Origin of the sequence: Gimesia chilikensis, assembly GCF_008329715.1 — a bacterium.
GTDB lineage: Bacteria > Planctomycetota > Planctomycetia > Planctomycetales > Planctomycetaceae > Gimesia > Gimesia chilikensis.
In genome coordinates this window covers 701,657-721,752 of the sequence record NZ_VTSR01000032.1, presented here as the reverse complement: position 1 = coordinate 721,752, position 20,096 = coordinate 701,657, and the positions used below count along the sequence as shown (strand labels likewise).

General features: G+C 49.7%; 17 protein-coding genes. 12 read left to right on the top strand and 5 right to left on the bottom strand.

What is annotated here, in order from left to right:
* Positions 1 to 5: 5 nt before the first annotated feature.
* Both ybeY and FYZ48_RS27645 read left to right on the top strand, forming a co-directional pair.
* Positions 6 to 503, top strand: a complete 498-nt coding sequence (gene ybeY / locus FYZ48_RS27650; RefSeq protein ID WP_149345703.1) for an rRNA maturation RNase YbeY — start codon at positions 6 to 8, stop codon at positions 501 to 503.
* Positions 504 to 628: 125 nt separating this feature from the next.
* Positions 629 to 1,939, top strand: a complete 1,311-nt coding sequence (locus FYZ48_RS27645) for a hemolysin family protein (protein ID WP_149345702.1) — start codon at positions 629 to 631, stop codon at positions 1,937 to 1,939.
* An 8-nt stretch (positions 1,940 to 1,947) separates the two neighbouring features.
* On the opposite strand, the gene dusB is transcribed toward FYZ48_RS27645, so the two are convergent.
* Positions 1,948 to 3,033, bottom strand: coding sequence for a tRNA dihydrouridine synthase DusB (dusB, locus tag FYZ48_RS27640; RefSeq protein ID WP_149345701.1), 1,086 nt, complete (start codon positions 3,031 to 3,033; stop codon positions 1,948 to 1,950).
* 302 nt (positions 3,034 to 3,335) lie between these two features.
* On the opposite strand from dusB, the gene FYZ48_RS27635 reads away from it, so the two are divergent.
* From FYZ48_RS27635 to xerC, 3 genes are all read left to right on the top strand, one after another.
* Positions 3,336 to 4,460 (top strand): hypothetical protein, encoded by a 1,125-nt coding sequence (locus FYZ48_RS27635; protein WP_149345700.1) that lies wholly within the window; start codon positions 3,336 to 3,338, stop codon positions 4,458 to 4,460.
* Positions 4,461 to 4,565: 105 nt separating this feature from the next.
* On the top strand, positions 4,566 to 4,796 hold the full coding sequence (locus FYZ48_RS27630; protein WP_228030478.1) for a hypothetical protein: 231 nt from the start codon (positions 4,566 to 4,568) through the stop codon (positions 4,794 to 4,796).
* 102 nt (positions 4,797 to 4,898) lie between these two features.
* Positions 4,899 to 5,813 (top strand): tyrosine recombinase XerC, encoded by a 915-nt coding sequence (gene xerC, locus FYZ48_RS27625; protein ID WP_149345963.1) that lies wholly within the window; start codon positions 4,899 to 4,901, stop codon positions 5,811 to 5,813.
* Between the two features lie 48 nt (positions 5,814 to 5,861).
* Here xerC and FYZ48_RS27620 read toward each other — a convergent pair whose 3' ends face one another.
* Entirely contained in the window at positions 5,862 to 6,782 is a 921-nt protein-coding gene (locus FYZ48_RS27620) for a hypothetical protein (protein WP_149345699.1), read from the bottom strand.
* 647 nt (positions 6,783 to 7,429) lie between these two features.
* On the opposite strand from FYZ48_RS27620, the gene FYZ48_RS27615 reads away from it, so the two are divergent.
* A complete protein-coding gene (locus FYZ48_RS27615) occupies positions 7,430 to 8,704 on the top strand; it encodes an ornithine cyclodeaminase (protein ID WP_149345698.1) in 1,275 nt (424 codons plus the stop codon).
* 93 nt (positions 8,705 to 8,797) lie between these two features.
* On the top strand, positions 8,798 to 9,160 hold the full coding sequence (locus FYZ48_RS27610) for a cupin domain-containing protein (protein WP_145039980.1): 363 nt from the start codon (positions 8,798 to 8,800) through the stop codon (positions 9,158 to 9,160).
* Between the two features lie 48 nt (positions 9,161 to 9,208).
* On the opposite strand, the gene FYZ48_RS27605 is transcribed toward FYZ48_RS27610, so the two are convergent.
* The 3 genes from FYZ48_RS27605 to FYZ48_RS27595 all read right to left on the bottom strand — a co-directional run bounded on the left by FYZ48_RS27605 (position 9,209) and on the right by FYZ48_RS27595 (position 14,574).
* On the bottom strand, positions 9,209 to 9,940 hold the full coding sequence (locus tag FYZ48_RS27605; RefSeq protein WP_149345697.1) for a Swt1 family HEPN domain-containing protein: 732 nt from the start codon (positions 9,938 to 9,940) through the stop codon (positions 9,209 to 9,211).
* Between the two features lie 214 nt (positions 9,941 to 10,154).
* Positions 10,155 to 11,618 carry a DUF1501 domain-containing protein gene (locus FYZ48_RS27600; RefSeq protein ID WP_149345696.1) on the bottom strand — a complete coding sequence of 488 codons (1,464 nt, stop codon included), beginning with the start codon at positions 11,616 to 11,618 and terminating at the stop codon, positions 10,155 to 10,157.
* 43 nt (positions 11,619 to 11,661) lie between these two features.
* Entirely contained in the window at positions 11,662 to 14,574 is a 2,913-nt protein-coding gene (locus FYZ48_RS27595) for a PSD1 and planctomycete cytochrome C domain-containing protein (RefSeq protein WP_149345695.1), read from the bottom strand.
* A gap of 331 nt (positions 14,575 to 14,905) precedes the next feature.
* Between FYZ48_RS27595 and FYZ48_RS27590 the strand changes: the two genes are divergently transcribed.
* The 5 genes from FYZ48_RS27590 (at position 14,906) to FYZ48_RS27570 (ending at position 20,093) form a co-directional block, all read left to right on the top strand.
* Positions 14,906 to 15,250: a 4a-hydroxytetrahydrobiopterin dehydratase gene (locus FYZ48_RS27590; RefSeq protein ID WP_145440467.1), complete on the top strand. Its 345-nt coding sequence runs from the start codon at positions 14,906 to 14,908 to the stop codon at positions 15,248 to 15,250.
* A 14-nt stretch (positions 15,251 to 15,264) separates the two neighbouring features.
* Positions 15,265 to 16,698 (top strand): DUF6513 domain-containing protein, encoded by a 1,434-nt coding sequence (locus FYZ48_RS27585; RefSeq protein ID WP_242022792.1) that lies wholly within the window; start codon positions 15,265 to 15,267, stop codon positions 16,696 to 16,698.
* 95 nt (positions 16,699 to 16,793) lie between these two features.
* The gene (locus FYZ48_RS27580; RefSeq protein ID WP_149345694.1) at positions 16,794 to 18,281 is read left to right on the top strand and encodes an anthranilate synthase component I family protein; all 1,488 of its coding nucleotides are present in this window, start codon (positions 16,794 to 16,796) and stop codon (positions 18,279 to 18,281) included.
* A gap of 22 nt (positions 18,282 to 18,303) precedes the next feature.
* Entirely contained in the window at positions 18,304 to 18,888 is a 585-nt protein-coding gene (locus tag FYZ48_RS27575; protein ID WP_149345693.1) for an anthranilate synthase component II, read from the top strand.
* A gap of 263 nt (positions 18,889 to 19,151) precedes the next feature.
* Positions 19,152 to 20,093, top strand: coding sequence for a thioredoxin family protein (locus tag FYZ48_RS27570; RefSeq protein WP_149345692.1), 942 nt, complete (start codon positions 19,152 to 19,154; stop codon positions 20,091 to 20,093).
* Positions 20,094 to 20,096: the final 3 nt, after the last annotated feature.

Below are 20,096 nucleotides of genomic sequence, written 5' to 3'. Positions count from 1 at the left end.
ACGGAATGAACACAACCGACCAGTATCAGATCGATATCCAGAACTCTCAAAATCTTCTCGCGATTGATGAGCCCCAGCTTCAAGACGCAGTCCGCTACCTGCTGGAAGCAGAGCAGGTAACCCAGGCAGAGATCAGTCTGGCGATTGTGGATAACCCCACAATCAGGGAATTGAATCAGCAATATCTGTCACACGATTATGACACGGACGTGCTCAGTTTTCTGCTGGAGTGCTCCCAGAACGAAAGTCTGGACCAATCAGTCATCAGAGGAGCAGGGAAGTCGATAGAAGGTGAAGTCATTATCTCAGCAGAGATGGCGATTTCCATGGCCGAACAATACCACTGGTCCGCTGCAGATGAATTTCTACTGTATGTCGTGCACGGATTGTTGCATCTGTGTGGTTACGACGACCTGTCGGAAGAGGAATTAAAAGTGATGAGAGCCCGCGAACAGCAGATTTTTGATCGCTGGAAATTACAGATTCCTCGCCGCGAAGAGTGAAATATGATCAGAATATTCCCGAGTTACCGATTTATCTCTGAGTTTCCAAAAGGTAAACTCTAACCTGAACTGGCTGAGTTCCAGCTTCAACTTCTTCCCCTGATATTTGGTTATTTAATCGACAAATGGTCCCGCTGGTTATTACCGTACTCATCGCCTTGATCCTGTTTTCAGGTTTACTGGGCTTTTCTCTGAGAGATTTCTCTCGCAGCCGACTGGAAACACTTTGTACTGAGGCGGGAGTCCCAGATCGATTCAGCGAAATTCTACGTTCACACCCCACAGTCCTCCTGGCCGCTGATATCTGTTATCTGACAGGTGTTATTCTCCTCTCAATTATCCTGACGCGACTGTATATACACATACCGGCCGAATTCAATTCACTGGTTGTCACCGCCCAGTTTGCGGCTGAGTTGCTACTAGGTCTTTTGACTGCCATTCTGGTTATGTTAACCCTCCCCTGGACCCTGTCCCGTATCGCAGGAGAACAATTCCTGCAACGATCCTGGCCACTGGTACGCTGGATCCCCGTTTTCCTGAGCCCAGTCACGTGGCTGTCCTGGAAAATCGATGAATTCTCACACCGGTTGGCAGGGAAAGAAGAGAACAAGAACGGCCGCGAGGCAAACATCAGTGAAGAAATCCTCTCGGTAGTAGAAGAAGGAGCCCGAGGAGGCATTCTGGAGTCGGAAGCAGGCAAGATGATCCAGCGAGTGATGGAACTGCAGGATGAGGACGTCGGAGCTATCATGACCCAGCGAATGGATATGGAATACATTTCCGTAACTGCAACGCTGGATGAAGCGCTGCTCAAATTTATCGATGTAGGACATTCCCGGATCCCTGTAATTGGAGAATCTACAGACGACATCGTCGGCATTCTCTATGCCCGGGAACTTCTTAAGCATTACTCCAAAGAAAATCAGAACCTGAACTCAGCGGAACAGCTCACGATCAAGGATCTGATGTTTACCCCCTTCTACATCCCTGAAACGACCGGAATCGATTCTCTGCTGGAAACCATGCAGAAAGAACATGTTCACATGGCAATCGTTATCGACGAATACGGCGGAGTAGCGGGTCTCGTCACCATGGAAGATGTTCTCGAAGAAATTGTGGGGGATATCGTCGATGAATTTGATGAAGAAGAGGAGCAGATGATTTTTGAACTGGGTGAAAACCTGGTGGAAGTCGATGCCCGCGTTCATATCGATGATCTGAATGAACAATATGATTATGGGCTGCCTGAAGGCAAAGACTTCGATACGATTGGAGGATTCGTAATCACCCAGTTCGGTAAAGTCCCGCTACCGGGAGAAACCATGACCTGGCAACAGTTGCGTATTGAGGTCATCGAGTCGGACGAACGCAGAATCAGTAAGCTACGTATCGAACTTGACCCCTCTCTGATGGAAGAAATCGACGCTGACGTCTAGTCAAATACTTACCAGCGTTCCACCGGCCCACCAGGCACGGGGATATGCATATCAGGTAATGTGCCTGTCCGCGATCCGGAAGTGGGTCCTTGCGACGCAATATTGCGGATCGCCTGATCAAAGTCTGCCAGTGTCTGGGCACACTGGAATTCATGTCGCAATGCCGGTTTGACGCGCATCGATTTCAAATACCAGTGCCCCATTTTCCGAAACATGGAGATCGCCCGATTCTCGGTGGTCATCTCCAACAGATAGCGAAACTGCCTTAAGAGGAGTTCAAGCCGCTCATCAAAATTACCCGGGGGATCACAGTCCCCTGTCTGCTCCCATTGCACGAGCTGCCTGAAGATCCATGGGTTTGCCAGTGCTCCGCGTCCAATCGATACCCCTGCACAACCTGTCGTTTTCAGCATGAAATCCGCATCCGCGATCGAGGTGACATCACCATTGCCTATTACGGGAATGGACTCTACAGCTTCTACGACTTGCCGGATGCCATCATGATTTACAGTTCCCTTAAACCCCTGCTCGCGAGTACGACCATGGATGGCAACTGCCACGATTCCCACCTGCTCGAACTCCCGGGCAAAGAAGGGGGCTGATAAATCAGAATCATCCCAACCGAGCCGCATCTTGACTGTGACGGGAATTTTGACAGCATCTACTACAGTCTGCACCAGGGAAACTGTGTCACTGGGGCGACACATCATACTGGCCCCGGCGCCCCCCTTGACAATCCGATTCACCGGGCAACCCATATTAATATCGATGGAATCGACCCCGCGGGACTCAAGTAACTGTGCCGCATCCCGCATGTATTCCGGTTTACTACCGAAGATTTGCACTGCGAAGGGGGAGTCCTCTGGACAGGTTTGAATCAACTGAAGCGTTTTCTCACTTCCTTCCAGCAGGCCCCGTGCATTCACCAGATCGGTGGTTGCCAGCCCGACACCACCCAGTTCTCTGACAATTCGTCGAAAAGGTAAATTTGTATAGCCCGCTAATGGAGAAAGGAGATATCGCGACTCGAGCTTAAGAGTCCCATAACAGACGGCAGGACGAGACGCGGGCTTAGGGGGTAAAGTTTGATTCATGTTCGTTCAAATTGAAAATATGACAAAACTTGGGTACTGAGTTTTTATTTTAACAGGGGATTAGACAACTGAAAATACTGACCAAATCAGGCTCTTACTCGGTTAACGACAGCAGAATCTTTCAAATCAACGATGTGAATATAGGGGGAATAACAAAATATTTCTCATTGAAGTCACCCTACCGATTATGCCGATAAAGTCGATATCGCTTTATTCTAACCTCCACCGCGGGAAATGATCTGGTGCTGACTCGTATTTTGGCAATATTGATTGGTTTGTCGAGCCTGACAGGGTGCGTGATCATGCGGACCACTGTGACCAATCCAAATCCGAGACTCAAAACCGTTGCTGTAGTTCCTTTTTTTAATTTGAGCCAGGAGCCAGAAGTCGACGGACGCCGGTTTGCCCTCGCCTATTATTCAGAACTACAGAAGGTCCCAGGTTTTCAGGTCTTACCAGTCGGTGTTGCTGAAGTGGCGATGGTGGAACATCAGCTGCAGATGAATAATCCGGATGACGTGCTCAAGCTGGCGAAAGTTCTTGACGTTGATGCCGTTGTGATCGGTGCAGTCACTGATTACTCCCCCTATTATCCGCCTCGAATTGGATTGCAGGTCTCCTGGTACTCGCCTCATGCCCAGGAATTTACTCCCGGAGTTCCACTTCTGGTAGAAGAGCGGCGCGAGAAAAAATCAGTCCTGAACCAGGTGTTTAAACTGGATCGGATTGTGAATCATGAAGCCAAAAAAGAAGTCCGGTATTCCAATCATCTGGAACGGAAACACACCCGTCAGGAGATGAAAGCTAAATTCAAATCATATAAGGAATCCGCATCGGCTGAATGTCCACCTGAATCCCAGATACCTGAGCCTGCATCCGAACCAGTTTTCAGAGGTCAATCCGAAGAGCCACTTGCATCCTGGCCGTATACACAAAACCAGCAGCAGGTGATCCAAGTCTCTGCCCAATCGAATCAGGGTGCCGATTCAACATCCCCCTTTGGTCAGCTTCCACTGAAAGCTAAACCTGCTGTGAACTCGCCAACAGTTCAAAAATCAATGGAGGCACCTTCTCCCTCCCCACATCACCTTCCCGAAACAAATTCTACTGCAACTCCTTCATACACGAAGCAGTTTGGTGAATTTTGCCCTCCCACCGCTGCGACTGAAATCGGCGTCTGTGATCCTCGCCAGCCATTCATGTCTTATACACGGCTGTTTGACGGTTCTGACGCCGCTCTGGTCGCCAACTTACGTGATTATCTGGAAGTCAGCGGAGACCGCCGCAGTGGAGGCTGGGAAGCTTACCTGCATCGGAGTGAAGACTTTATACGGTTTACAGCACATTTAATGATTGTAGAGATGTTAACACTACATGGTGGTCAGGCTGAGCACCAGATGATCTTCAAGGTCAGAAAATATCGATAACCCCACCTCTTAACCGCCGATATTAATTAGCGCGGTTGCTTGAGCACTTCCAACCAATCCTGTCTCTGACATAAGTGCTCTGATGAATAAAAAAGGACTGCTACTGTGAAACAACAAATGAATGTCGTTGCATTGGTAAAAGATTCAGAACGCTATGTTTTTCTGTATGACGATGCCAGTTCTTCCCAGATGCTTCAAACACTGGGACAATACGCAGCAGATAAAGAGTTGAGCTTCACCTGGTATGATGCAGCAGTCATGAGTCAGAAAGTCAGAAAACTGAGACGGGAAGCTGAACAGGAACAGCAAACTGGCAGATTACGCAAAACTGCATGAGAACGATGCTGACAGCATTTCTCTCAGACTCTGAAATCCACTCATTCATTCAGCCAGACCAGCATTCACATGATATCCTCTGAGCATGTCAGGCCAGTTGAACTGCACGATGCGATTGACAGTTTCCTCAGGTACCTCGATATCGAACGAAATGCATCTGAACTGACCTTGAAATCGTATTCAGAAGACTTGGGAAGCCTGCTGGAATATCTGACCGAGTACGAAGAGACGCTCCTGTCGCCCGATCAGATCGGAATCAGCGAATTACGACGTTACGTCGCGTACTTACATGAGTGTCAGTACGAAAAGACTACGATTGCCAGACGCCTGGCGTGCCTGCGGAGTTTTTTTCGTTACTGTTGCCGCGAAGGATTCACTCAAACGAATCCGGCCAAGCCGCTACGAACTCCGCGGACCGGAAGAAAACTGCCTCATTTTTTAACAACAGATCAGATTGGTGCGCTCCTGGAAGCGCCACCTGCCAATCAGAAAATGGGCTTAAGAGACAGAGCCATTCTGGAAACGCTGTATTCAGCAGGGCTACGTGTTTCCGAACTCGTGGCACTCAATGTAAGCGACTGGGATCAGGATGCAAATATCATTCGAGTGCTTGGAAAAGGCCGCAAGGAACGTATTGCTCCCATCGGCAGTTATGCCGCCAAAGCACTCCAGCGCTGGACAGCAGAACGTGAGGGTAAGCCAGAATTTCATCCTGATGCAGATGCTCTTTTTCTGAACCGGCTAAAAACGCGACTGACATCTCGTAGCGTCGGCCGGATGCTGGAGAAATACCTGCTGCAGACAGGCCTGGATAAAAAGACCAGCCCACATACACTGCGGCACAGCTTCGCTACACATCTACTGGATGGCGGTGCCGATTTGAGAAGTGTTCAGGAAATGCTGGGGCACAAAAGTCTGACAACCACACAGATCTACACCCACGTCAGCACTGCCCGCCTGCGAGAGACCTATGAAAAAGCCCACCCGCATGCTCAAAAGCAATATAAGAAACGCTGAGCGGCACTATCTAGACTGCTGTTCGGATCCAAAGAATCGGGCTGCAGTTTAATCGACCTGATATAATTGAGGCGTCCCTGATTCCAGACTGCAGCGGGCCAGTTGAACCAGCCGGATTGCCTGACAGACATCTCTGATATTTGCCACAGGAATAATCCCGCCCACAGCTCTGCGACAAAAGTGATCCAGCATGACTTCCAGTTCCTGACGGTCACTTTTTAGTGATTCCGTCATCGTTTCTGTGTCATTTTCCCAATGGATCTCATCCGGTGAATGAAATTCTGCGTGACCGTTCCGGCAATGAACCTGATGTCGGGGATAAAGTGAATCGGTTGACTGCTGATGTTGTTTAATATCAATCAGTGCAAAACGCTCGGCAGCAGTGACCGGATCCGGTAGAAATTCGATTTTAATTCTCCAGTGATCTTCTGACTGAATACTCGAGTCTGAATGGAAACTGGAATGGACTTTAACCGGCTTGGTGCGCATGACGTAACAACACCAGTCGATTAATCCGACCAGAAAATCAGTTTCATTTTTCTGCCCCGGAATCTCCACCTGTTGATCAGCTGCAGGCCGACAGGTTTGCAGATGGATCGAAACCGGCTTACCAAGCCGGGTGACAACCAGTTCAAAAAAACGACTGGTGGCCTGGGAATAACGACGGCTGAATTCCGGCATTAATGTCACCAGCTGATCGGTTGCCCGCTCATGAATTTCCCCCAGGAGATTCAGATCTTCTCCCAGACTGCCGGCAATATACACGGGGCGATGCTGCTGACTCAGCACCTTCAATGGATAGTGATTCATCCATTCTGAATTTAACAGCAGGAAAGCGTCAACGGGATACCGGGTGGTCAATGCCTCAATCCCTGAGGCGACCGCTGCATTCCATTGAGATGAAACCTGTTCCGCTCGACTGCGCACCGGATCATAGACGGCTTTGATCTGGATTCTTTGATCCATCATCCGCAGGACGGGTTCATAGCGCTGCTCCCAATATGGGCCGAGCCCTATTATTCCAATTCTGACCATACCAGGAACATTACAATTTGGGAAACAGGTTGAAACAGAATACATTCTCCAGATAGAACCTGATCAGAAATTCAGAATCTTCTACCCAGAGATCCAAGTGCAGAAACAGATATGATATTCATTAAATATGTATAGAATCAAGACTGTATGAGCCTGTCGCCATCGATACCCTGAATCAGTGAGCTACATTCAATCAAGCTGGCCGATAATTCTTAAATACATTTACCAGGATGACGCTGACAGATCAGGCAATCAGCCCCTCGACGTGACAGAGATTCTCTAATGAGATTGAATTCAGGCAAAGTCAATCGAATGCTGTTATCCTGATCTCAGTGAACTCAGCAGCCAGCACCTGAAAATCGAATTTCCCGCTCATATCGTGTCTGTCGCGAAAAATTCCCATCTGCCTGCAAAATCTTAAAAAGACAGCAAATAATTTGATAGTCAGGAGTTCAAACAAATTTTGGGTGTATGATTTTTAGCTGAATTACGTAGAATTATGAAAAGAGATCTCTCCAAATCCAGTATCAATCAGTCCTTTTCGCCTGTCAAAATGACTGATTTAGAAAGGTGAGCCAGTTATGGGTGATACAACCGATAAACCATCCGATCTCCAAAAGCAGAGTTCACTCAGTGTCAGCGAAGAAATCGAATTACAGGGCCATATCATCGACAGTCTGCTCCTGCCCAAGATTCTGGATGAAATTACGGTTTTAGGTGGTGATTTCTCGATTGATGAGATTTCAATTGGTCATTCCCGGTCTGACAGCAGTCGAGCCCAGATCAAAGTCACGGCCCCCAATGAAGAAACGCTGCAGACAATCCTGACTCAGATTGCCCAGCATGGGGCCGTTCCCTTGGAACAGCATGACTGTCTTCTGGCACAGGCTGACATGGGTGGTGCATTCCCGGAAGGGTTCTATTGCACAACCAATCAGAAAACCGAGATCCGTGTAGATGGAAACTGGATTCCGGTATCGCTACAGGAAATGGATTGCGGCATCGTGGTGAGTAAAGATCATAAATCAGCTCACTGCCTGCCGATGGCTGATGTTCAGGAGGGTGAACTGGTCGTACTGGGTACCCGGGGCACTCGTGTCTTTCCCATAGATCGAGGTGCACCGGAGGTTGCCGGTTTTTCATTCATGAACAGTACAGTTTCAAGTGAGAAACCCAAGGGCGTTACCGTCCGTGAAATCGCCGCCGAGATGCGACGCGCGAAACAGGGGGCCGGAAAGATACTGGTGGTCGCCGGTCCTGCGGTAGTACATACCGGGAGTAGAGCTTATTTCAGCGAGTTAATCAGGGAAGGGTATGTCAATCTGCTGTTCGCCGGGAACGCTCTGGCCACCCACGACATCGAAGAATCGTTTTACGGGACCAGCCTGGGAATCTCAATGGAACATGGTGGATCCAGTGAAGAAGGTCACGAACACCATTTACGATCAATCAACCGGATTCGTCGTCTGGGTAGTATTCAAAATGCAGTTGAGCAGGGGGTCTTAACATCAGGGATCATGTATGAATGCGTGAAGAATCAGGTCCCCTTCCTGCTGGCGGGAAGTATTCGTGATGATGGCCCCTTGCCGGATGTCATCACAGATACGGTCGATGCGCAGCGAAAAATGCGTGAAATGGTAGAGGGAGTCTCTTTCTGTCTGATGATCGCTACCACTCTGCATTCGATCGCTGTCGGGAATCTGTTACCGGCCAGTGTCAGAGTGGTCTGTGTGGATATTAACCCGGCTACTGTCACTAAACTGGCAGATCGCGGCACGTTTCAGACAGTCGGGCTGGTTACTGATGTGGAACCTTTTCTCAGAGTGCTGCTCGATGAAATCAATAAATCATCGTAAGGATTTTGCTAGCTGGATCGCCTTGTTATACTGAAAGTAATTAGCCATTAGCTATCTTTAAATCAGCCTGTTTCCCTCGAAAGGGCATTCCCCATGCAGGAATCGACTCAAAAAAAATATCACGTTGCTGACTTCGCTCAGATCGAAGGGACCGCTTGCCCTTGTGGAACTGCCCGCCGTGCATTTGCTGATGTGGATGAGTTTCCCGGAACCCTGCACGTTACCGAGATCTCAGAAACAGCTGAGCTGCACTATCATCGCAAACTGACAGAGACGTACTACTTCCTGGAGTGTGGTGAAGATGCTCAAATGCAACTCGATGACGAAATCATCCCTGTACACGCCGGAATGTCTATCGTAATACCTCCCGGGGTCCGTCATCGCGCTATCGGCACCATGAAAATTATCAACATCGTTTTTCCGAAGTTCGACCCTGCTGATGAATGGCTCGATTGAACCACTTTCTTAAAATACGATCAGCAGTTAAAAAGAGGCGACGGTTCTTTATGTATTCACCGTCGTTTCACTGCAATATGGGCAGGACTCTCCGTAGATAATTTTCCCACAATTCGTGCATTCGTGTGCACCGTAGGATGGCTTATCAGGTGTTACCCAGCGCTGGTAAGCCAGAAACACGAATACGGCTGTGACGAAGATAGCAAACAGAATTGCCAAACCACCAGTGCCGTAAGAAAAGAAGATTCCCAGATCGATCACGATTCCGCAGACAAGAAAGACGATCGCATCACGCAGACGCTCCCTGCGGTTATCCGGGGAATCGACAATTACCTGCTCCTGGTACTGCAGGATCTGATACAGCAATTGATCACGTTCTTTCTGGAGTTGCTGTGCTTCTTTCCTCGCACCAGCGGCGGACAGCAAACGGGCAGCGGTATCCAGAATACGGAGTGTATCGTCAGTGTTAATCTGGCTCTGATGAGCCCAGCGGTTTCGATACTCTCTCAGTTCGCCCACAAAGCTGCGTTCCAGAGGAGTGAAACGGTTACGAAAGACGCTGTTCCAGTGATCCCACAAAATCAGAAGTGTTGAGTGCGCGTCCCAGCGGATTGCGTCACCTTCAGGCTGTGAAGTCAGGGGAGAGTTACGGAAACTCTCTTTGGCACGGTCAATCCAGGTGTCCTGGTAAACCGATTTCATTTCCTGCTCAATGACGGGATAGAGTCCTGTCCCCAGTAACTCCAGAGTCAGTTTGATGCGCTCATTATCACCTGCCACGCAATTCCCCTCTTCCGCCTCACAGAATATTTCCCTAAAGTAATGCTCCTGAATCCTTTCTTAAGTTTCCTGATACCAGAACAATACTTCCTTTTTTTAGGGAACAGGTCAAGCACGCAACCGACAGATTCAACGAAAGCAGGGGATTTCTTTGTCCACTAATCTGGTAGAAACGATTTAGCAGGCCTTTGCGGTGGTTAATTCGAAATCAGATTCAGGCAATCAGTTCATCCACAACACGGCCGTGAACATCAGTCAACCTGAAGTCGCGACCTGCAAAGCGGTAGGTCAGGCGTTCATGATCAAATCCGAGCAGCTTCAAGAGTGTCGCATGCAGGTCATGCACATGCACCTTATTTTCAACAGCAGCAAATCCGAATTCATCGGTTGCCCCGTAGGCTTGCCCACCTTTCACTCCACCTCCAGCCAGCCAGACGGTGAATCCATGGTTGTTGTGGTCACGACCATTCATTTTGCCAGCATTAGCTCCGGGTGTAGGGAGCTCAACAACCGGGGTCCGTCCAAATTCGCCACCACAAACAACGATCGTATCCTGCAATAATCCACGCTGTTTCAGGTCTTTGAGTAATGCTGCAATTCCCTGAGAACACTCACCAGCCAGACGTCGATGATTCTTCTCAATTTCATCATGGTTGTCCCAGGGCTGACCGGCACCATGCCAGAGTTGCACGTAGCGGACACCACGTTCCACCAATCGGCGTGCAATCATCATCTGACGGGCATGCACTCCAGAACCGTACATCTCGTGGATGTGCTGTGGCTCCTGGCTGACGTCAAATACATCTGATGCCTGCATCTGCATACGATAAGCCAGCTCAAATGACTGAATCCGGGACTCCAGGGCAGACTCCTGGGCCCGTGCTTCCTGGTGACGACGGTTCAAAGCCTGCAACAGGTCAAGCTGTCGACGCTGCTCAGGCAGGGACTGCTTCTTATTTCTGATATTGCTGATCAGTTTCTCAATATCAGTATGTTTGGTATCGATGTGCGTTCCCTGATAGGCACCCGGCAGAAAAGCAGAACGCCAGTTAGCAGACTCCGTAATCGGATATCCACCTGGGCACATCACTACGAAACCGGGGAGATTCTGGTTTTCGGTCCCCAAACCATAAGTCACCCAGGCTCCCATACTCGGGCGTGGCTGAATCAGGTCGCCACAATTCATCATCATCAAAGAAGGCTCATGGTTCGGCACGTTGGTATACATCGACCGCACGAAAGCGATATCGTCGACACAGTCTCCCAGTTCAGAGAACAGCTCGCTGACTTCGAGACCACTCTCGCCGTACTTTTTAAATTTAAACGGTGAGGGCAGGGCGGCCCCGGTTTTCCGTTCTGTCCGCAGGTTTTCCGTCGGCAGCATCTTACCAGTGTACTTCGCCAGCGCAGGCTTGGGGTCGAATGTATCGACTTGAGAGGCCCCACCATTCAGGAATATATGAATGACGTGCTTGGCTTTACCCGGAAAATGAGAGGTTTTCGGTGCCATTGGCGATTCTGTATTGACCCCAGAAGCTCCCTCAGCAGAATTCAACATTCCTTCAGAAGCCATCAGTGAGGCGAGTCCGAGCGAGCCCAGACCGGTACCGCACCGCTGCAACATCTGTCGCCGCGTTAAAATCGGATCAATATTGAAATGTGGGATAGTATCAGCCATGAGTTCAGGCTCCCAATTCTATTCGAATCTTTTGAAGAAAGACTTAGTCTACAAACATGAATTCATTTGAAGTGCAAAGCACCTGGGCATATTTTTCCCAGCCACTCATTCGGGCAGGAGTTTTAACCTGATCCCGGTGGTGTTCCAGAAACTGTCGCCCTAATTCAATTTCTTCCTGGGCAGGCTTTCGTGCCAGCACCCGCTGGTAGAGCTGTGTAATCGCTGCCTCAATGCCTTTCTCGGCAGCAACCTTTTCCAGGTCGAGATCTTTCACCAGTAAAGCCGACTGTTCCAGTAAGAGCGGACTGTTCATCGCAAACAATGCCTGCTGTGGTACTGTCGTGTAAGGCCGTTCTGCGGTACTGGATTCTACATTGGCAAAATCAAACGTCCGAAATACGTTGGGCAGATTATTTCGGTCGATAAAACTGTAAACCGTTCGTCGGGGTTCCGTCGGTATCTGATCGATCTGGAAACTCCGCCCCCCTCGATCATCCGACAGTTGCCCGGAGACAAACAGGATGGAGTCACGCATTGCTTCAAAACTCAGTCGTCGAGGAACATGTTTCCATAACAGACGGTTGTCGGCATCAACCAGAACAGCCTCTGGATTATCCTGTGCTCCCTGCTTATAAGTCGCAGACAACATGATCAGTTTATGGAGTTTTTTCACGGACCAGCCCTCATCCATGAAGCGGGACGCCAGATAATCTAACAGCTTCGGGTGTGTTGGAGGATCACTGCGGACGCCAAAATCGCTGGGAGTACGAACCAGTCCTTCCCCGAAGTGATGCATCCAGACCCGGTTCACGAAGACCCGCGCTGTGAGAGGGTTATCAGCCGAGGCGATTGCCTGAGCCAGTTCCAGTCGACCACTGCCTTTCGCAAACGGCTGCCGATCCTCGCCTGCCAGAATCCGGAAAAACTGTCGTGGCACCTTATCACCACGTCGGCCCGGATTTCCACGCAAATGTACGAAGGAGGTGACCGGCTGATCTTTATCGTACATTACCATCGCCCGCGGTGGTGCTCCCGGAGAGGTGACATCCAATGTAGCCAGTTCTTTTTCGAGCTGACGGATGCGATTTCGCTGTGCCCGATTGAACATGCTGAGAGCCACTTCATCATTGCTGGCAGTAGGGGTCTCAGAGTGATATAAAATCTGTCGCAGTTCTTCAGCGGCCGGATCGTCCAGCTTCTCAGGAGCGGCAGTTTTGGCTTTAGCAGCGTCAGCAACAGTTTTCAACCAGGCCTGTTCAACCTCCTTAAAAACGCTTCCATAAACCCGACAGACATCGTACATCGATTCCGGGGGGTTGTTTTTGAGAGCATGGATCACCAGGCGATTAATACGTTTATTCGGATCAGTCTCAGCTTCCGCTTGCGATAGTTTTTCAATGATTTCAGCTGACTGTCTGGCAAAATCACCTTTCTGTTTTTTGAGTCCAGCAAATTCCGACCAGGGAGCAAATACCGAACGATAGTCCTTGGATTTTCGTGCCAGAAAAGCACGCCATAGGTCCACATACCGCCGATGAGGTGCTTCTTTAGCATACTGAGGTTTTTCATCCCCTTGGGCCAGGTTCTGTTTTTCTGCAACCGCCTGTAATACCTCGCCGACGGACAGACGGGCTTGTGCGCGGAATTTGTCCGCTTCCGCATGTACATAATCGTCTACTTTTTTCTGGCGTTTGGCCCGCTCTTCCTGATACTTCTCATAAGCCTTCTCTGACTTAGGCTTGCCGATCAAAGGCAAATCTTTTTCTTCGGGCTCATAACTGCTGACAAACACGCTGTAGAGCGAGTAGTAATCTTTAATCGGCACAGGATCGAATTTATGGTCATGGCAGCGGGCACAGGATGCCGTCAGTCCGAGCAGTCCTCGTGAAACCAGATCGATCCGGTCGTCTGTAATATCGTGGATATTTCCTCGGTAACGGCGTCCAACGGTTAAGAACCCTAGAGCCGCCAGAGAACGATCATCACCTTTGCGATCCAGCTGGTCTGCAGCCAGTTGTTCGAGAATGAACTGATTAAAAGGAAGGTCTTCATTAAACGCCCGAATCACATAATCGCGATAGGTGTAGCTGTAAGGATAACGTCGCTCGGATGTAAAGACATACCCTTTGGTATCGGCATAGCGGGCCACATCGAGCCAGTGCCGGCCCCAGCGTTCTCCATACTCGGGAGAAGCCAGCAGTCGATCAATCAGCTTTTCATAAGCCTGTGGGTCTTTATCATTGACGAATGCTTCTACTTCTTCATACGAAGGAGGCAATCCTGTGAGATCGAGACAGGCACGTCGAATCAATTTTCGCTGATCGGCGGGCGGAGAGAGTGACAGTCCTTTTTCTTCAAGTCTGGAGAGTACAAAATGGTCTACCGGTGAATCTGCCAGTTGCTCATTTTTGACCGGTGGTACGGACGGCTTTGACACAGGCTGAAACGCCCAGTGACTGCTGGATAAGGCTTCATAATCATAGGCACCATCGCTGGGAACTGCTTTCGCATCTTTTTCCGAGTAAGGCCAGGGGGTTCCCATTTTGACCCAACGGGTCAGAGCTGCAATTTCCTGGGGAGGCATTTTTCCTTCGGGAGGCATCTGACTGTCATCGTCATGATATTGAATCACCTGAATCAGACGACTTTTCTGAGGATCCCCGGGAACAACCGCAGCACCAGTATCGCTCCCCTTCATCATCCAGGCATGTGAGTCCAGACGCAAACTGGCTTCCTGTTTTTTGGAACCGTGACAGGCATAGCACCGCTTGACCAGAACAGGACGGATTTCTTTCTCAAAAAACTCAACCTGTTCCGCTGGGATTTTTTTTGTATTTGCAGCGTTTGCTTCAACGGAAGCTGTATAGCTCAGGTAGACACAAGCTGCCAGATAGAAAGCTTTGGGAATCAGATGAGACTTCACAGTGGGAGAACTGCAAATCGGAAGTCGCTTCATTTCTAAGCTCTTTCTCAGTAAAACGCGGTGGGAACAATCAGGAGGGAAGGGACCGCCACTGATGGTGAGCATGGCAAGCCCCGCTACGTGTATTTTACACTGCCAGAAACGCAATGTGTAGTCTCTTTTTTGCGTTTAAGGCTTGTGAATCTTAGAGTTAGTTCAATTCTAATTCACGCGTATTCTTAACATTGTTGTGTAAATGGGCAGCGGTGCCATGTTTAATTAGTCCTGCTAATGTATTACAGTAGGACTAATGTCACTATCGACCGGATCTCAGGTCGATTCCACAGAATTCCCTGAACTCATTGCTCAGAAACGAGGTACTACGATGACTGAAGATCAGGCTTTAACCGAAGAGCAGATCCAGGAATTCCTGAACACTTACTCTGCATGGGAATTACGCGACGGATGGTTACGCCGAAAATTCGGAACCCCCGGCTGGTCCCATACCCTGATGCTGGTGAATACGATAGGTTATCTGGCCGAGGCTGGAAACCACCATCCCGATCTGAACGTTGGCTATGCTGCTGTCACCGTTAAGCTGCAAACTCACAAAGTTCGTGCCATCACAGCCAAGGACACCAGCCTCGCACAAAAAATTGAAGAGACTGTTCTCTGGCAACCAGCCGAGGATTCGGCACTTGATGGTTTCCCTAAAAAGTGGGTTCACTAGGAGAAAACGGACGCTTGAACAAAAACGACTCAATCGGGCATCCGGAACGGATTTTGTTTGTTACCGGTAGACTGGCCGAATTTTCGCTTCGGGAAGTTCTGGAAAAACTCGCTCCTCAGGTGGGATTTGAGTATGAAGTCACCGTTTTGAATGTGCAGGTCGCTGCCTTGTTGCACGTTCCGCTGATCAGACGCCGTCTGCAGGTTCCGGAAGCTATCGATTGGGTTATGCTCCCCGGCATGTGTAAAGGAGACCTGCAGGAGTTGACCGATCACTTTGGTGTCCGGTTTGAACGAGGTCCCAAAGACCACTTCGATCTCCCCGAGTATTTTGGACAGGCAGACCGTCCTCCCCGAGATCTCTCAGGATTTGATATCGAAATTCTGGCAGAGATTAATCATGCTCCTCTGCTTTCAGACGAGGAAATTCTGCGACAGGCAGACCTTTATCGGAACAAAGGTGCCGACCTGATCGATGTCGGCTGTGTTCCGGGAGAAAGCTGGAGCAGAGCGGGAGAAGTCGTGCGACTTTTGGTCGAGGCTGGCCACCGGGTCTCGATTGACAGTTTCGACCAGGCAGAAGTCGAAGCCGCAGTTAACAATGGAGCCGAACTGATCTTGAGTTGTAATCATTCAAATCTCGACTGGGTTTCCAGGCTGGGAACAGAGGTGGTGGCAATTCCCGATCTCCCCGAAGATTTCGATTCCATCCATAAAATAGTAGATCAATTACTGCAGTCGAACACGCCCTTTCGCATCGATCCCATCCTGGAACCGATTGGTTACGGCTTCGGTGCATCGCTGGAAAGATATTACCGGGCACGGCGTGAGTTTCCTGATTTTGAAATCATGATGGGGATTGGCAATCTGACAGAACTGACCGAGGTCGACACCGCAGGTATGAACCTCGTCCTGGCTGCCCTCTGTCAGGAATTACGAATCAAGAGCGTTCTGGCTACGGAAGTAATCAACTGGGCGCGGACCGCAGTGACAGAATTTGATCATGCCCGACGACTGGTCAAATATGCGATTGAGAATAAAACTCTACCCAAGCACATTCACTATCAACTGGTGATGCTCCGGGACCCTAAACTGAAACAACTGGGTGCCGAGGCGCTACAGAATCTGGCCAGTCAGATACGTGACCCCAACTATCGCATATTTGCCGAAGAGAACGAAATCCACATCATGAATCGTGATGGGTACTGGAAGGGGACAGATCCTTATGAACTGTTTGATCAGTTCCAGGCAGTCGCCTCTAAATCATTGGATGCTTCACATGCGTTTTATCTGGGTTACGAGATGTGTAAAGCTGTGACCGCACTTACATTGGGAAAACAGTATCAGCAGGATCAGCCGTTAAGCTGGGGCTTTTTGACACAGGAGGAAGTCAGTGCTCAAGAACGCAGGCAGGAAGAGGGAAAAGGACCTCAATGCGGCCCCCGCTGATGATTCCTTAACATAAAGGGTCCTGATATACTAAGGTCGGTTTCAGCGATTCTCACAGTTGCTCTTTTCGCGTTTTAGTTCGAAATTGTTCAGTTATGTCCGGTAATGTCTCTCAGGATCTCTCACATTGCTCCCCTGTGCAGGGGACTGGGGATACGAGCCAGTTCCCGCTCGTCGAAGAGCTCACCCCCTGTCCGGACCTCGAATCTCTGCTTCAGGAATTTACTAGCGAAAAGGGGCTCCTCGTCCTGGACAGCGCCCGTGATGCCGGATCTCTGGGCCGCTACTCCTACCTGATGTGCAACCCTTTGAAACGTTTTCAGATTCAACAGGCCCGCTTGGGAACTGATCCCTTCGAGACGATCAGAAGACTTCATAGAGATTTGTGGAGACCAGCGATTTCAGAACTTCCCCCATTCCAGGGAGGCTTTGCAGGATTGCTTTCTTATGAACTTGGACGCAGTTGGGAACAGTTTCCCCGGGCAATCAATGATGAATTCGGGCTCCCTGATCTCGCTGTCGGCTTTTATGACTGGGTCATCGCCTGGGATCATCAACAACATCGTGCCTGGCTGATCGTCCACGGATTTGATGGCACCCTGGACTCACAATGTACCGATCAGGCTGCCCGGCGACTCCGTGAAATCAAACGACGAATTGATGCGGTTTTACTTCAGCAAAACAAGCCTGTGTCTCCTCAACCGAATCAGGGAACGTGGTTGGAACAAAAGGATCTCGCTGCCTGCCAGGAGGTTGTTGGATTTCCAGGTATCTTCAGCAATTTCAGCAAAGACGAGTTTCTGCGTCGTATTGAGCGAATCATTGAATATATCTACGCAGGTGATATTTTTCAGGCGAATTTCTCACAGCGATTACTCAGTCCGGCTACGATGCCAGCCGCAGACCTCTACCTCAATTTACGATCACGTAATGCGGCTCCCTTTGCTGGCTACTTTGCCTGGGATGACTGGACGGTACTCAGCGCCTCCCCGGAACGCTTCCTGCAACTATCGGACAACGAAGTTGAGACCCGCCCCATCAAGGGAACCCGGAGGCGTAAGACAGTCCCCGAAGCCGATTTATTGACACGTGATGAACTGCGGGAAAGTAAAAAGGATCAGGCGGAAAACGTCATGATCGTTGACCTGCTGCGGAATGACCTGTCCCGTGTTTGTCAGCCTGGTACCATTCGCGTCCCCCATTTGTGTGAAGTGGAGACATACGAAACGGTCCAGCATCTCGTTTCCGAGGTACGTGGAAAGCTTAAACCAGAGCATAGTGTCTGGGATCTGTTGGCAGCCTCATTTCCGGGCGGTTCGATCAGCGGTGCTCCCAAAGTCCGTGCCATGGAAATTATCGCCGAACTGGAACCTACGGTCCGGGGCCCTTATTGTGGCTCGCTCTTCTATGCAGGACTAAACGGTGAATTTGGCAGCAATATTCTGATCAGGACCTTTACGATCAGAAAAGGCTGGATTCAATTTCCTGTTGGGGGAGGCATCGTAGCTCAGAGCCAACCACGACTGGAGTATGAGGAAACGTTGCACAAAGCAGCTGGTATGCTCGCCGCCCTGAAACCCTGATCATTCTCTTGAGAAGAGACAAATGATTCTAATTATCGACAACTACGACAGTTTTGTGTTTAATCTGGCCCGGTACTTTGAAGAACTCGGGCAGCAGACCCACGTCGTACGTAATGATCAGATAACGATTGCGGAAGTCACTCAGCTGGCGCCGACTGCGATTGTTCTCTCGCCTGGTCCCTGTACTCCCCAGGAGGCTGGTCTCTGCCAGGATCTGGTAAGGCACTTTATTAATCAGGTTCCAATCCTGGGAGTCTGTCTGGGACATCAGTCTATCGCCGCGAGTCTTGGAGGAGAGATCATCCGCGCACCTGAACCGATTCATGGTCAGACATCGCTGATACACCATCAGAGTTCCCGACTTTTAGCTGGTTTACCTGATCCGTTTCCAGCCACACGCTACCACTCACTGATCATTGATGAGACTACTTTACCAGCTGAACTGATAATCACAGCGCGGACCAGTGAGGGAATACCAATGGCGATTGAGCATCAGACCGCGTCGCTCTTTGGAGTTCAATTCCACCCCGAATCAATCCTCACAGAGTGTGGGTTACAGTTGCTGGAAAACTTTCTCTCCTTTGTTCAGCCCTGTCTCGCTGAATAAAGCGCAATTTCCTGCGTTCTGCTTTCGTTCCGGTTAGTCAAACTGGTTGAAGTATGACTGTGTCTGCTTGAACTTATCCGTCATGATCCCCCGTTTTTCGCAGTTCCTTCCCTCCTGATTCAAGAACTGCGTAATACTTCAGAACAACCACCCCTCAATCAACCGATAAAAATGAAGTTATCAGAACTGAATCGAACCTGATATCCGCTTCTCTGCGCGCACTGAAGGCACAGGAATACGGGAAGTCTTGTAGGGGCTCTTAAATGCGATTTACCATCGTCAAACCAAACCGTCAAAGTTTATCAATCTTAACAGTCACGTTCTCGCTATTCGTGATCTCCATCAGCCAGTCCTCTGCTGGTGAATGGTTGCATGATTTTGACGCTGCCCAGAAACAGGCCCAGACTAAAGACCTGCCTATTCTGCTGCATTTTCATGCTTCATGGTGTGGTCCCTGCCATCAGATGGAACAAACGGTATTGCGAACCGCTGCCGTTAAGAATCTGTTCGGTCAACGAGTGATCGGTGTCAAAATTGACAGCGATCAGAACCGTCATCTCGTCGATCGATTCAATGTCCGTTCCTTACCCAGTGACATTCTACTGACTCCCACGGGGACGATTATCACTCGTACGGACGGATTTCAGAATCAAAACGTCTATCTCAGTTTCCTGGGCCGTGGTGCCTCCCGCTATGAAAAAGACCGACGGGTATATCTGGCTCAGAAAAGCAAACAGGAACTGATGGAACGCAAGCGTCAGGAAATGGAACAGCAGACAGAGGAAGAGCCGGAACCTGCAAATACTCAGAAATCCTATGTTGCTTCCACTCCAGATCGCGTAGGGCTCGAAGGTTACAGCCCGGTCGCTTTGACCAGGGATCGGGAATGGAAGAAGGGACAGGAAGAATTCAGTTGGCCATACCAGGGAATCACTTATCATCTGGCAAGCCGTAGAGAACTGGAAATCTTCAAAGTCGACCCGGGGCGATATGCACCGCAGTTACTGGGTTGCGACCCAGTGATCCTGAACAAACAGGATCGGGCCATTCCAGGTGATACCAAATATGGTGCCTATTATGACCGCAACCTGTACCTGTTTGTCGATCTGGAATCACGTGAAGAATTCAAAAAGAATCCAGACCGTTACAGCCGCACAATGCATGTCCTTAAAATTGAAGACGTGGGCGGCAGCATCCTGCGATAAGCC

What these genes read in the sequence shown, in the direction of transcription:
- FYZ48_RS27615 (WP_149345698.1), top strand. Translation starts at nt 7,430, where the DNA reads ATGGGTGATACAACCGATAAACCATCCGATCTCCAAAAGCAGAGTTCA.
- FYZ48_RS27635 (WP_149345700.1), top strand. Translation starts at nt 3,336, where the DNA reads ATGCGGACCACTGTGACCAATCCAAATCCGAGACTCAAAACCGTTGCT.
- FYZ48_RS27575 (WP_149345693.1), top strand. Translation starts at nt 18,304, where the DNA reads ATGATTCTAATTATCGACAACTACGACAGTTTTGTGTTTAATCTGGCC.
- FYZ48_RS27610 (WP_145039980.1), top strand. Translation starts at nt 8,798, where the DNA reads ATGCAGGAATCGACTCAAAAAAAATATCACGTTGCTGACTTCGCTCAG.
- FYZ48_RS27600 (WP_149345696.1), bottom strand. Translation starts at nt 11,618, where the DNA reads ATGGCTGATACTATCCCACATTTCAATATTGATCCGATTTTAACGCGG.
- FYZ48_RS27645 (WP_149345702.1), top strand. Translation starts at nt 629, where the DNA reads ATGGTCCCGCTGGTTATTACCGTACTCATCGCCTTGATCCTGTTTTCA.
- FYZ48_RS27580 (WP_149345694.1), top strand. Translation starts at nt 16,794, where the DNA reads ATGTCCGGTAATGTCTCTCAGGATCTCTCACATTGCTCCCCTGTGCAG.
- dusB (WP_149345701.1), bottom strand. Translation starts at nt 3,033, where the DNA reads ATGAATCAAACTTTACCCCCTAAGCCCGCGTCTCGTCCTGCCGTCTGT.
- FYZ48_RS27570 (WP_149345692.1), top strand. Translation starts at nt 19,152, where the DNA reads ATGCGATTTACCATCGTCAAACCAAACCGTCAAAGTTTATCAATCTTA.
- FYZ48_RS27595 (WP_149345695.1), bottom strand. Translation starts at nt 14,574, where the DNA reads ATGAAGCGACTTCCGATTTGCAGTTCTCCCACTGTGAAGTCTCATCTG.
- FYZ48_RS27590 (WP_145440467.1), top strand. Translation starts at nt 14,906, where the DNA reads ATGACTGAAGATCAGGCTTTAACCGAAGAGCAGATCCAGGAATTCCTG.
- FYZ48_RS27620 (WP_149345699.1), bottom strand. Translation starts at nt 6,782, where the DNA reads ATGATGGATCAAAGAATCCAGATCAAAGCCGTCTATGATCCGGTGCGC.
- ybeY (WP_149345703.1), top strand. Translation starts at nt 6, where the DNA reads ATGAACACAACCGACCAGTATCAGATCGATATCCAGAACTCTCAAAAT.